Annotated in this window: 12 protein-coding genes; 4 read left to right on the plus strand and 8 right to left on the minus strand. The window is 69.9% G+C overall.

The genetic code is table 11. The features are described from left to right. The first annotated feature begins 58 nt into the window (after positions 1–58). Both F3H13_RS10190 and F3H13_RS10195 read left to right on the plus strand, forming a co-directional pair. Complete coding sequence (locus F3H13_RS10190) at positions 59–1,243, plus strand: MFS transporter (protein ID WP_149799021.1); 1,185 nt, start codon at positions 59–61, stop codon at positions 1,241–1,243. A gap of 163 nt (positions 1,244–1,406) precedes the next feature. Continuing rightward, positions 1,407–2,525 (plus strand): DUF7537 family lipoprotein, encoded by a 1,119-nt coding sequence (locus tag F3H13_RS10195; RefSeq protein WP_149798929.1) that lies wholly within the window; start codon positions 1,407–1,409, stop codon positions 2,523–2,525. 75 nt (positions 2,526–2,600) lie between these two features. On the opposite strand, the gene F3H13_RS10200 is transcribed toward F3H13_RS10195, so the two are convergent. Then, complete coding sequence (locus F3H13_RS10200; protein WP_137688696.1) at positions 2,601–2,837, minus strand: hypothetical protein; 237 nt, start codon at positions 2,835–2,837, stop codon at positions 2,601–2,603. Positions 2,838–3,060: 223 nt separating this feature from the next. Here F3H13_RS10200 and F3H13_RS10205 point away from each other — a divergent pair, with 223 nt between their 5' ends. Then, the gene (locus F3H13_RS10205; RefSeq protein WP_149798930.1) at positions 3,061–3,741 is read left to right on the plus strand and encodes a hypothetical protein; all 681 of its coding nucleotides are present in this window, start codon (positions 3,061–3,063) and stop codon (positions 3,739–3,741) included. 20 nt (positions 3,742–3,761) lie between these two features. On the opposite strand, the gene F3H13_RS10210 is transcribed toward F3H13_RS10205, so the two are convergent. The 7 genes from F3H13_RS10210 to F3H13_RS10240 form a co-directional block, all read right to left on the minus strand. Then, positions 3,762–4,364 carry a CDP-alcohol phosphatidyltransferase family protein gene (locus tag F3H13_RS10210; RefSeq protein WP_149798931.1) on the minus strand — a complete coding sequence of 201 codons (603 nt, stop codon included), beginning with the start codon at positions 4,362–4,364 and terminating at the stop codon, positions 3,762–3,764. A gap of 26 nt (positions 4,365–4,390) precedes the next feature. Continuing rightward, positions 4,391–4,945 carry an adenylate kinase family protein gene (locus tag F3H13_RS10215; RefSeq protein ID WP_149798932.1) on the minus strand — a complete coding sequence of 185 codons (555 nt, stop codon included), beginning with the start codon at positions 4,943–4,945 and terminating at the stop codon, positions 4,391–4,393. Further along, positions 4,942–6,036 (minus strand): histidinol-phosphate transaminase, encoded by a 1,095-nt coding sequence (gene hisC, locus F3H13_RS10220; RefSeq protein ID WP_149798933.1) that lies wholly within the window; start codon positions 6,034–6,036, stop codon positions 4,942–4,944. Before hisC ends, F3H13_RS10215 begins: the two co-directional genes overlap by 4 nt. 51 nt (positions 6,037–6,087) lie before the next feature. Then, the gene (locus tag F3H13_RS10225) at positions 6,088–7,500 is read right to left on the minus strand and encodes an HflX-like GTP-binding protein (RefSeq protein ID WP_149798934.1); all 1,413 of its coding nucleotides are present in this window, start codon (positions 7,498–7,500) and stop codon (positions 6,088–6,090) included. A 230-nt stretch (positions 7,501–7,730) separates the two neighbouring features. Further along, positions 7,731–8,474 (minus strand): fumarylacetoacetate hydrolase family protein, encoded by a 744-nt coding sequence (locus tag F3H13_RS10230; RefSeq protein WP_149798935.1) that lies wholly within the window; start codon positions 8,472–8,474, stop codon positions 7,731–7,733. Between the two features lie 58 nt (positions 8,475–8,532). After that, positions 8,533–9,711, minus strand: coding sequence for a double zinc ribbon domain-containing protein (locus F3H13_RS10235; RefSeq protein ID WP_149798936.1), 1,179 nt, complete (start codon positions 9,709–9,711; stop codon positions 8,533–8,535). 43 nt (positions 9,712–9,754) lie between these two features. After that, positions 9,755–10,852, minus strand: a complete 1,098-nt coding sequence (locus tag F3H13_RS10240) for a PAS domain-containing sensor histidine kinase (protein ID WP_149798937.1) — start codon at positions 10,850–10,852, stop codon at positions 9,755–9,757. Positions 10,853–11,096: 244 nt separating this feature from the next. Here F3H13_RS10240 and F3H13_RS10245 point away from each other — a divergent pair, with 244 nt between their 5' ends. Further along, positions 11,097–11,819 carry a metal-dependent hydrolase gene (locus F3H13_RS10245; RefSeq protein WP_149798938.1) on the plus strand — a complete coding sequence of 241 codons (723 nt, stop codon included), beginning with the start codon at positions 11,097–11,099 and terminating at the stop codon, positions 11,817–11,819. Positions 11,820–11,902 lie beyond the last annotated feature (83 nt).

Raw genomic sequence — 11,902 nt, forward strand, 5'->3', positions numbered from 1 at the left:
CCCCGGCCCGTCTGACCGCGATCGGAAGCCGCTTTGACCCGTGTCGGAAACGCCGACCGTGAACTGGCGGTACGAACACACGGCGCTCGCGCTCTGTACGCTCGCGTTCACCGGAACGATGGTGGCGCGGCTGGTCGTCAGCCCGCTTGTCCCGGAGATCACGACGCAGTTCGGCGTCACCAACGGGACCGTCGGGCTCGCGCTCAGCGGGATGTGGCTCACGTACGCGCTGGCGCAGTTCCCCTCCGGCGTCCTCGGCGACCGCTACGGCGAGCGCCGCGTCATCCTCGTCGCGGTTGGCGCCACCGCGGTTGCGTCGGTGCTCCTCGCCGCGTCGCCCTCGATCCTCGCGTTCGGGCTGTTCGCGGCCGCGCTCGGCGTCGGGGCGGGGCTCCACTACTCGGTCGCGACGACGTTCCTCACGCGGCAGTTCGACGACACCGGCCGCGCCATCGGCGTCCACGTCGCGGGCGGCCCGATCGCCGGGCTCGCCGCGCCGCCCGCCGCGGCGCTGGTCGGGTCCCGGTACGGGTGGCGCGCCGGCGTCCTCCTCGGGGCGGCCGTCGCGGTGCCCGTGTTCGCCCTGTTCGCGTGGCGGGTTCGACCGACCGAGCCGCTGCGGCCGGACCAGCCGATGGGCGAGCGGTTCGCGCTCGGCCCGCTCGCCGAGCTGCTCTTGCGGCCGGAGATCCTCTACACGACCGCGCTGGCGACGATGGGCGCGTTCACGTGGCAGGCGACCGCCTCCTTCCTCCCGACGTTCTTGGAGGTCGGGGGCGGCCTGTCGAGCGCGCTGTCGGCGCTCCTGTTCTCGGTGTACTTCCTCGTCCACGGCGCGACCCAGCCGGTAACCGGGTCGATCTCCGACCGAATCGGCCGCGACGCGACCGCGATGGCGACGATGGGCGCCGGCGTCGTCGGCTACGGGGCCCTCGTCGCGGTCGCGACGCTCGACCTCGGCCTGCCGGTCACGGTCGGGGCCGTCGGCCTCGTCGGCCTCGCGATGTCGTGGGGCGCGCCGATCCAGTCGCGGTTCATGGACCTCCTGTCCGACGACGAGCGCGGCGCCGGCTTCGGGCTCGTCCGGACCGCGTACATGGTGACCGGCGCCTCCGGCAGCGTCGTGGTCGGCGCGGTCTCCGACGCCGCCGGGTGGGCGGTCGCGTTCGGGCTGCTCGCCTGCGTGATGGCGCTGGGACTGGCGACGCTCACGACGAACCGACTGCTCGGATCGGGGTACTGAGCCGTCACGGGCGGAACGGCCGACTCGGCAGTGGGTTGCGGGTCCCGATCTGCCGCCAGGTTCTACCGGCCTGAACGGCGATTTGACCCGCTGGGAGACATGATTTGGGCGACAAGTAAGCAGCTATTTACGTACGGGTGCGACATATTATAATAGAACTTACATGAACAGACGATACATTCTTGCTAGCGCCGCGGCTGCATCGATTTCTCTCGCTGGTTGTAGTGGTTCGGCTCCTGATGAATCGACGTCACCGAACGGCTCTGGGGACGGGTCCAACACCGAGGAGGACGAAGACGGCTCGGAGACCCAGAGTGAGGAGTCCGAGGACTCGACTCCGAGCCTGGGGGAGTTCGCGTATCCGACCGGAACCGACCGAAGCGGCGTCGACGCCGGAGAGCTGTTCAACACACACGAATCGACCCTGGTCGATGCCGGATCGCTGACGCTCGATCAGGAGCGGGTCGACATCTTCGACGGCAACGAGTTCTCGCGGACGCTAACGAACGAGTTCGAGGCCAACAACATCTCGGTCGGCCTGACGGAGGACGGCGAGACCGAGCAGTTCTGGTCGCCGGCCGACGAGGATGTGGCGTACGTCAGGCTGGAGTCCGGGTTCGATCAGGCGTACCGAGTGGACGAGCGGGCGCCGCCGGCGGCCGAGGTGACCGGTCTGAACGAGTTTAATCGGTACCTCACCGAGGTCGAGTGGGGAGAGGCGACGGAGGTCGTCGAGGTCGCGGACGGGTACGGCGTCACCTACGAGTCCGTCGGCTACTCGGACCGCCTGAGTTTCGGGGAGATGGAGGAGTTCGACGCGGCGATAACCGTCTCCGAGTCCGGATACGTGAGCGACTTGGAATACGCCCAGACGGAGGACCGGAACGGCGACACCGTGGAGATCGACGCCGAGTCCGCGGTGATGGCGGTCGGTGAGACGACCGTCGAGGAGCCCGACTGGGCCGAGACGGCGCGGGAGGAGGGCGTCCGGTTCGACGTCACGTTCACCGACGACGGCACGGCGTTCCGACTCGAACTGACGAACGGCGACGAGGTCTCGACGGAGGCGCGAGTTCGACTTCGAGACGGCCGAGGAAGCGCCAGCCGCAACCTCTCACAAGCGCTCTCGGTCGGTGACGTGCTGTTCGTCGGCCTCTCCGAGACCGGGGACCTGGTGACCGACTCGGACGGGGCACCCGAGGGAGCGCGAGGGCTGACGGGGGATATTCGTCTCACGGTTCGCACGATGTTCCCGCTCCTGACGCATACGCGACGACCGTAGCGCGAACGGGATTCCTCCTCGACGGCGTTCCCGCGAGACGCGAAAAAAAAATGAGCTCGGACTCGGTGAGGTCGACTACAGCCGGTCGTCTTCGATGCTGCCCGGGTCCTCCGCGGTGTCGAACATGTTGTTCTCGGCGCCGTCGAGCATCTCGTCGCGGGGGTCGTCGTCGACGACGGTCACGTTGTACGCCTCGATGCCGGACGCGATGAGGTCTTCGGCGGCCTGCTCCTCGGAGACGAACTCCTCGTCCGCCAGCTGCTGAAACTCCGCGTACACGTCGTCCGAGAGGTTCAGCTCGAAAGTGGGCATACCCCTCGTTCCGACCGGACGCTTTTAAATCGTTCCCTCCCAGAGGTGACCGCTCGGATCGAACCTGTCCCGACGCGGACTGCTCCGAGGGGCCCGACGGCCGGATCGCGTCGTCTGAGCCCCGGCAAGCCGACGCCTCTATGCCGCCCTGTCCGCGATCACCGGCGGCGCCCCGAACATCTGCGGGGTCAGGAGTACCCCGACGGGGCGCCGTTTCACGCGTATGCCCGGCTTTCCGTCCCCCTTCGGCTCCGACGACGGCGACCTGTTCGACGGCTACGACGAGTTCGTCGAAGACGACCTCCCGCGCCCGGGGCGGTTCCTCGACGGCCACGACGCCCTCACGGGCGCGGACCACCTCGCCTTTCACCGGCTCACCCGCGACTGCTTCGAGGAGCGGAAGGTGTACGACATGACGTTCAACTACAACCTCGCGCGGCTAAACCTAGACACTCGCCACGGCAGCGCCGGCTTCCGATACGCCGTCGAGCGGGGCGACGCCACCGACGCGGTCGACCCCGCCGAGGCGATTGAGGCCGCCGACGCGATCGACCCCGCCGACGTCGACGGTGACGCCGTCGCCGGTAGCGGCGTCGACCGCGTCCTCCGCGCGGAGTTCACCCCGACGACGGCGTTCTGTCCGCAGACGCACACGCTGACGATCGGCGCCTTCCGCGCGTGGAACGGCCTCTCAGACCGCCACGAGTACGACTTCGTCCGGGTCCGCGCGGCCCCGATGCACAACCAGAGCGAGGCGGTGAATGACCGGCTCGCGGAGCTGGAGGCGGCGTACCTCGAAACGGGCGACGTGGAGGAGGAACCGAACGACGGCGTCGGAGCCGTCGCGACGGAGGGGAAGACAAACGCCGGCGGGCCGAGCGGCTCGGCCGACGCGCCTTTTTAAAAAGCGACCCCGCGGACCGCTCAGAGGTCCCGCCAGGCGCCGAGGAACCGCTGGACCGCGGTGAGGTGGCCGACGACGGCGAACAGCGCGAGCAGGAGGCCGACGACGTTCAGCCCGGCGGCGATCGGCGCGGCGTAAATCGCGGCGACGACGCCGACGATCCCGGCGAGCGCGAGCCGGTCGGCACGGCCGAGGAGCCCGCCGTACTCTCGGCCGATGCCGACCGCCTGGATCTGCGTGCCGAGGTAGGAGGTGAGGAGGACGCCCGTGACCGCGGCGAAGCCGAGCGCGTACGCCTCGATACCGGCGGTGAACCCCGCGATGATCGCCACGTCGGCGTAGCGGTCGAGGACGTGGTCGAGGAAGTCGCCGCCGTCGGAGGCGACCCCCTGGTGGCGCGCGAGCGCGCCGTCGACCACGTCGAGCCAGCCGTTGAGGAGGACGAGCAGCGCGCCGGCCGCGTAGAGCGGACTCGACCCTGCGGCGAACGCGACGGCGGCCCCGACCGCGACGAGGAACGCGATCACGCTCACCTGGTCGGGGGAGAGGCCGAGCCTGTCGGCCGCCGACACCCACGGCCCGAGGAGGCGGTCCGCCACGGACCGGTACTGGTCGAGAGTCATCTAACGTTCCGACGCTCGCGGCCGGTTCATATATAATCCATGAAGTTCACGGTGCCCGCGCTCGGCTCGCGCTCGCCCGCGATAGCCGCGCGGATCGCGTCGGCGACCGCCTCGGGGTCGCGGTCGGTCGCGTCGATCTCGTAGACGTTCTCGACGCCGTGTCCGTCGACTGCCTCCGAGAGGATCACATCGAGCGCCTCGCTTTCCGCATTCTCCGCTGCGGTCTCGGGCGACTCGCCCCGGGCTTCGAGTCGGGACTCGATCGTCTCCGGGTGACAGCGCAACACCACCACGCGGTCGACGTCGAACCGGTGCGCGAGGTGCGAGTCGAGAACGCCGCTCCAGTCGCCGAGGTCATCGCGGACCGCGTCGAGGTCGGCGACGAGCGTGTCGCGGTCGGCGTCGCGCTCGGTCCAGAGGTCGTCGTCAGATTTGATCCGGTCGTTGAGGTGGATCACGTCGTACTCGCCTTCGAGCAGCGCCGTCGCGGTCGACTTGCCCGTTCCGGGGGTGCCCGTGACCGCGACGCGGTCGGCGCGGCCGAGGTCGGCGCCGTCGGCGGAGTCAGAGCGGTCGCTCACGCGCGAACACCGAGGTCGAGGTCCGCCAGCGCCTCGTTGAGCAGGTCGACCGCCTCGCGGGTCTCTTCACGGGTGCCAGTCGAGATCCGGACGTGCTCCGGGAGGCCGAAGGAGGTGCAGTCGCGGACGATCACGCCGCGCTCCTGGGCCGCCTCGGCGACGCGCTCGCCGTCGCCGACCGCGGCGAGGACGAAGTTGCCCGCGGAGTCGACGGTGGGCGCGTCGAGCTCGTCGGCGATGTACTCGCGGGCCCACCGCGCGGTCTCGACCGACTCCTCGACGTGTTCGTCGTCGTCGAGCGCGGCCAGTGCGGCGCGGCAGGCGAGCTCGTTGGCCGCGAACGGCGTGTTGACGCGGGCGTACGCCTCGCCCCACGCCTCGGGGACGACGCTGTAGCCGATCCGGAGCCCGGCGAGCCCGTACGCCTTCGAGAAGGTGCGGAGGACCGCCACGTCGTCGCGCTCGTCGGCGAGCGGAATCGCGCTGTCGACGGCGGCGAACTCGCCGTACGCCTCGTCGACGACGACGAGGGTCTCCTCGGCGGTCGCGTCCGCGATCGCCTCGACCTCGTCGAGGGGCATGGTCGAGCCGGAGGGGTTGTGCGGCGAGGTGACGTAGACGATTCGCTCGCCCCCGTAGGCGGACAGCACCGTCTCCGCGTCCTGCGCGAAGCCGTCGGCCGGCGAGAGGTCGTACTCGGTCACCTCGCCGTGGTGGTATCGCGAGGACATCGCGTAGTAGGCGAAGCCGGGGCTCGGAACCAGCACCTCGTCGCCGGGCTCTAACGCGGCCCGCGAGAGGTAATCGATCGAACCGTCGGCACCCGGCGACACCCACACCTGCTCGTCGTCGACGCCCCACTCGTCGGCGATCTTCGCGGTGAGGTCCGTGTGTGAGGACTTCGGGTACTGGTTCACGCGGTCGGCGTGGTCGCGGATGGCCTCGACGGCCGCCGGGCTCGGGCCGTGCGGGTTCTCGTTCGAAGAGAGCTTGATGAGGTCGTCGGGGTCGAGCCCGCGGTCGCGGGCGACCTCCTCGACGCCCCGCCCGGGCACGTACGGCGAGTGATCGGAGAGATCCCGTGGTCGCATGCCCGGGAGTCGGAGTCGGTCGGGCTTAAGGGTGGTCTTGGCGGACGCCGGTCACGACGGCGGGACGGCGCCGTTCAATCGCCGCTCCGCCTCGGCGACGACGTCGGGCCGGCCCGCGAGGTCGACGGCGACCGTCTCGCCCTCGTAGTCGACGGACGCGACGACGCCCCGGTCGTACGCCCACGAAAGAGCGGCCTGCGCGGCGCCGCCGTTCGGCGCCGAGACCGACGCCGTCGCCGTCGGGAGGGCGTCCGCCACCGCGTCCGCGAGGTCGGCCAGTCCCGTCCCGTCGCGAGCGCTGACCGGGATCGGCGACCGGAGCGCGTCGACGAACGGGGCGTCCCTGGGGTCGAGCCCGTCGACTGCGGCCTCGTACGCCTCGACTGCGTCCGCGAGCCCGTCCGAGCCGACCTCGTCCGCCTTCGACAGGACGGGGACGACGTGGCCCTCCGTCGTCTCGATCGCCGACAGCGACGCCAGGAGCTTCCGGCGGAGGTCGGCGGGATCGTCACTCGCGTCGACGACGAGCAGCGCGCAGTCGGCGGTCCGGACCGACTCGATGGTCGCGCGGAACGACCGCACCGACTCGTGCGGCAGCCCGTCGAGGAACCCCACCGTGTCAGTGAGCAGGGTGCGCCGGTCACCGATCGTTGCCCGCCGCGTCGTCGTCGAGAGCGTCTCGAAGGGCCGGTCGGCGACCGCGAGCGGGCCGACGTCGGCAGCCGGGTCACCGTTGTCGTCGACCGGATCCCCCGCCTCGTCGACTTCGTCGGCGAGCCGGCGGGCCAGCGTCGACTTCCCGGCGTTGGTGTAGCCCGCGAGAGCGATCAGGTCGAACCCGGCGGCGCGGCGCTCCGCCCGGCGCGCGGCCCGGTCGTCCGCGATCTCGTCGAGGGCGCGCTCCGCCGACTCGATCCGTTTTTCTACGTCGAGAACGCGGCTGTCGCCCTCGGGCTGAAGTCGGACGTCCTCGCTGGCGTCGCGGGCGACCGCCTCGCGGAGCCGCGGGAGCTCGTAGCGGAGCCGGGCCAGCTCCAGCTGGCGGTCTGCGGCCCGGGAGTCGGCGGCGTCGGCGAACAGCTCCAGCACCAGCCGCGGGCGGTCGATAACCGCGGTCCCGGCCGGCAGCAGGTCGCCGAGCGAGAACGTCTGGCCGGGCGAGAGTCCGCCGTCGTAGATCACCGCCTCGGCGCCGGCGTCGGCCGCGAGCCGCATCAGCTCCTCGGCCTTCCCGCGGCCGAGGTCGTAGGTCGGGTCCTCGCGGCGTCGCTGCGTGACCTCGCCGACCACCGCGTAGCCGGCCGCGGCGGCGAGTTCGCGGATCTCGGTCGTGTCCGGCGGCTCGCCGTCGGATCGGGCCGCGACGACGGCTCGGGCCGCGTCCGGGTCCGCGGCGTCGGGTTCGCTCGGTTCTGGTCCGCTCGATGCGTCGCGTTCGTTCGTCGCGTCGTCGTCTCGTGACATTCGGTCGGGCGCTCGCGTCGGCCCGGAGAGGGGAGCATCTCGCTCCGCGTGCGGCCTCGTCGGCGCGTCCGTTGGGATCGAACCGGTCGGGTCGCGCCGCGGCGGTACCGTCAGGAATCGGCGACGAACGAACTGGTCTCCATACCTCCGACTCCGGGGGCTCGCATATAAGCGTTCACCGGAAACGAGGTGTGGTAGCGAACCACAGGAGCGTCGGTCGGTCCGCCCGTTCAGGGCACGCGAACGTCGTGTTCCAGCGTGCCGACGCCCTCGACCTCGACCTCGACGGTGTCGCCGTCGGCGAGGGCGCCGACGCCCTCGGGGGTGCCGGTCGCGATGACGTCGCCCGGTTCGAGCGTGAGGTACGTCGTGATCTCTTCGATCAGCGTCGGCACGTCGAAGATCATGTGCTCGCGGTCGCTCGACTGCTTCGTCTCGCCGTTGACGCGGAGTTCGACGCTCGCGTCGGCCGGCACCTCGTCGGGCGTGGCGAGGACCGGCCCCAGCGGCGCGGCGCCGTCGAATGCCTTCCCGCGCACCCAGTTCTGCTCGCGGTTCTGGTCGTCGCGGTTCGACACGTCGTTCATACAGGTGAACCCCGCGACGACGTCCATCGCGTCGTCGGCGTCGACCGCTTTACACTGCTCGCCGATCACGACCGCAAGCTCGGCCTCCCAGTCGATCCGGTCCTTGCCGGCCGGGACGGTCACCGTGTCGCCGTGGCTCGCCACCGCGTTCGGCGGCTTCAAGAAAAGCAGCGGCCGGTCGGGGACGTCGTTGCCGAGCTCGGCGGCGTGGTCGGCGTAGTTGCGGCCGATACAGACGATCTTCGAAGGCTCTGTCGGCGCGAGCACGTCGATCTCGGGCGCCGAGAGCGCGTACTCCTCGCCGCCGAAGGCGACGGTGTCGCTCGCTGGGTCGTACTCGCCCTCGCGGATCGATCCGGCCGGGTCGCGGAACCGTGCGCGGTACATACGCCGGCGAACGGGCGGCCGCCCGAAAAGCGTTCCCGGAGAGGCAAGCGGGGCGGGGCTACTCGTTCCGGCCGAGGGCCTGCTCCTCATCGGTCGAGTCTATCTCGTCGGGGATAGACGCCTCTTGCTCGGGTATCGACTCCTCGCCGTCCGAAGTCGGCTCGTTCCCTCCCGACTGAGGCTCGTCTCCGTCGGATCCCGGCTCTTCCCCCTGCGATGTCGACACTTCTTCGTCGAACGCCGACCCGACCTCCGACAGTTGGCTCGCGTCGAGTCGGTCGCCGAACAGTTCGGACTGCGCGCAGTCGACGCAGTAGTAGTTGTGGCGGATCGAGTGGGTGCGGACCGGGACGCCGGCGGCGACCGTCTCGTCGCGGCGCCGCCTGACGAGGCCCCGCTCGAAGTCCTCTCCGCAGACGACGCAGGGCTCGTCGACGGTCTCCGGCGGTCGGACGATCCGGTGGTCGACCGTTTTCTGGCGTCCGAACGCCGTGATCTCGTGACGGCGGTCGAGGCGCCGGCGGACCGGCGGGGCCACGCCGAGGCCGAGGCCGGCGAACGCGAGGCCGATCAGCGCGGCGGGCGGGGAGCCGGCCGTCGCCGCGAAAAACGCGATCCACCCCCCGATCAGCAACAGCAGCGCGGTCAGGACGTACGCGGAGACGGTCTCGGCCGTCCCTCCCCTCTCCGCACTCGACGGCGCGCGTGCGGCCGTCTCGTCGCCGCGGACGAGCCGGCGCCGCTCGGCCAGCTTCGAGTAGTGCCACCAGCCGTAGAGGAGGTTCCCGATGCCGCTGGTGAAGATGAACAGGAGGATGTGAACGCCGACGGAGCCGATACCGCGGTCGACGAGGACGACGCGGTCGCCGTCGTCCCGTTCGATGTCCCATCCCGCGTCGAGGTGGTCTTGAACCCGGCGACGGAAGGCGCGCGAGCTCTCTGGCGGGGACGACGCCGAACGCGACGAAGACGGGCCCGAGCCGTTCGACGTTTGGCGGACGCGGTCCGATCGCTCGGACGCGCTGTCGCCGCCGCCCGACCGCGACGCGCCGCAGTTTGAACAGAACCGGTCGTCGTCGTCGAACGCCTCGCCGCACTCGGCGCAGTACGCGGGGTCGGTGGGGTCGCCGAGGTCGGCGCCGCAGTCGGGGCAGAAGCTCGCGTTGGGGGGAACCGCCCGATCGCACTCGTGACACCGGTCGGTCGACGGTGGGGCGTCATTCCGCTCGGAGGGCATCAGCAGGTCGTTAACTTGGCGGGCGCTTAATTCCCCACCTTCCTCACGACCGGCGGAGCCGGATCGAAACGTCGTTGCCGCCGAGGTCGCTCCGTCCGAACGACACCTCTCCACCAAAGGCCTCGACGGTCAACTCCGTGAGCCAGAGGCCGAGCCCGCTCCCGTGGTGCGTCGGGGTGATTCCTGTACGGTCCACGATCACGTCTCTTTCGGCAGCCGGGATCCGCGGACCGTCGTCCTCGACGTGGATCTCGACCCAGTTGCCACACGCCGCGTCCGCGGCACCGTCGCTCTCCTCGATCCGCACGCGGACCCGCGGTTTCGGGCTCGGATTGTGTTCGATCGCGTTGTCGACGAGGCTTTCTATCGCGTACCGCAGTCGGCTGTCGGCCATCACCGGACCGGCGTCAGAGTCGGCGACCTCGATCGACGCGGTCGGGGTCAGGCCGCGGTGCTCCGAGACGACCGACCGGACGATCGGTTCGGGATCGATGTCGGTCGTTTCGTCCGTCGGATGCTCGAGGACGCGGCGGATGTGGCTGGCTTCCTCGGCCAGCCGTTCGAGCTCGTGGGCGGCGCGCTCGATCGTCGCCGCCACCTCGGTCGTCTCGCGGTCCTGACCGTCCAGTTCGGCCAGCAGCCGCGTCGTGTGGCCGGCGATGACGTTGGCGCTATTCCGGAGGTTGTGGCGCAGCACTCGGTTCAACACCTCCAGGCGGCGCTCGTTTCGAGACACCTCCGTCAGATCGGTGTAAACGGCGAACCCCCCGTCTAACCCCCCGTTGCCGCGCTCGCTGCCGTCGTAAGGGATCCCGCGGTACAGGAACTCCCGAAGTCCGGTCGCGGTCTCGCGGGTCACCTGCTGATAGTTGATTTCGCCGGATGCTGTGTTCGCGTCCAACTCCTTCGCCTCCGCGAGCCGCCAGTCGGGAACGACCCACTCGTTGAGCGGCTCGCCGCGGATCTCGTCGGCGTCGTAGCCGAAGACGTCGACGAACGCCCGGTTGATGTCGCTGACAACGGGCTCACCGTCGACGAGATTGAACTCGACGACCGCGTCCTGAACGTGCTCGATGAGGTGGCGATAGCGGTCGCTCCCCGTCTCGTCGCCGACACGATCCCCAGCCGCCTCACGACTCATATCGAGGCCCCACAGTCACGAGATCTGTAGGCAGATACAGTTATTAAGCGTGTACTCGCGGGAAGATATTGCGTCTGATTGCGTTGGTACTGATCGTTCGACAGAAAGAACCGACCGGAACGAGCCGGATCGGAGATATTGGTCGTCATCTCCCGTGTCGCTCGCGGATCCATCCGGTCTACGGGGATCGCGGCTCCGCGGCGTCGAGTTTTATTACGGCGCACCGAGATGTACGGAACGGACCATGGAACTCACCTGGCACGGCCACTCCACGTGGCACGTCGTCGTCGAGGACACGGAGCTGCTCATCGACCCGTTTTTCGACAACCCGAAGACCGACGTCGACCCCGCGGAGCTCGACCCCGACTACCTGCTCCTCACCCACGGGCACGCGGACCACATCGCGGACGCGGCCGAGTTCGAGGACGCTACCGTGGTCGCCACCCCTGAGCTGACCGCCTACGTCACGGAGCAGTTCGGCCTCGAGAACACCCTCCCCGCGGGCGGAATGAACATCGGCGGCACCGTCGAGTGCGGGGACGCGTGGGTGACGATGGTCCGCGCGGACCACTCCAACGGCATCGAGAACGACCCCGACTACTCGGCCGGCATGCCGGCCGGGTTCGTCGTCGGCGACAAGAAGCCGACCCAGGAGTCGGACGCCGACTGCACCACGTTCTACCACGCCGGCGACACGGGCCTGATGTCCGAGATGGTCGACGTGATCGCGCCGTACCTCGAACCGGACGCCGCCGCCTTACCCGCCGGCGACCACTTCACGATGGGCCCCGCAGGCGCCGGCATCGCCGCCGACTGGGTGGGCGCGGACGTCGTCTTCCCGATGCACTACGACTCGTTCGGGCCGATCGAAATCGAGACACAGGAGTTCGTCAACGAGGTGAAGGCCGCGGGCGCCGCCGCCGAGCCGGTCGTCCTCGAGGGGGACGAGACGTACACGCTGGAGTAGCGCGAAGCCCTCGCGGACATCTCCGTCGACGACACGGGCGACGGCCTCATTTTTAACCCGACGATGCGACCGGTACGCGAGAT

This window comes from Halorubrum xinjiangense, from assembly GCF_900102375.1.
Taxonomy (GTDB): domain Archaea; phylum Halobacteriota; class Halobacteria; order Halobacteriales; family Haloferacaceae; genus Halorubrum; species Halorubrum xinjiangense.

What these genes read in the sequence shown, in the direction of transcription:
- F3H13_RS10195 (WP_149798929.1), top strand. Translation starts at nt 1,407, where the DNA reads ATGAACAGACGATACATTCTTGCTAGCGCCGCGGCTGCATCGATTTCT.
- F3H13_RS10200 (WP_137688696.1), bottom strand. Translation starts at nt 2,837, where the DNA reads ATGCCCACTTTCGAGCTGAACCTCTCGGACGACGTGTACGCGGAGTTT.
- F3H13_RS10205 (WP_149798930.1), top strand. Translation starts at nt 3,061, where the DNA reads ATGCCCGGCTTTCCGTCCCCCTTCGGCTCCGACGACGGCGACCTGTTC.
- F3H13_RS10210 (WP_149798931.1), bottom strand. Translation starts at nt 4,364, where the DNA reads ATGACTCTCGACCAGTACCGGTCCGTGGCGGACCGCCTCCTCGGGCCG.
- hisC (WP_149798933.1), bottom strand. Translation starts at nt 6,036, where the DNA reads ATGCGACCACGGGATCTCTCCGATCACTCGCCGTACGTGCCCGGGCGG.
- F3H13_RS10225 (WP_149798934.1), bottom strand. Translation starts at nt 7,500, where the DNA reads ATGTCACGAGACGACGACGCGACGAACGAACGCGACGCATCGAGCGGA.
- F3H13_RS10230 (WP_149798935.1), bottom strand. Translation starts at nt 8,474, where the DNA reads ATGTACCGCGCACGGTTCCGCGACCCGGCCGGATCGATCCGCGAGGGC.
- F3H13_RS10235 (WP_149798936.1), bottom strand. Translation starts at nt 9,711, where the DNA reads ATGCCCTCCGAGCGGAATGACGCCCCACCGTCGACCGACCGGTGTCAC.
- F3H13_RS10240 (WP_149798937.1), bottom strand. Translation starts at nt 10,852, where the DNA reads ATGAGTCGTGAGGCGGCTGGGGATCGTGTCGGCGACGAGACGGGGAGC.
- F3H13_RS10245 (WP_149798938.1), top strand. Translation starts at nt 11,097, where the DNA reads ATGGAACTCACCTGGCACGGCCACTCCACGTGGCACGTCGTCGTCGAG.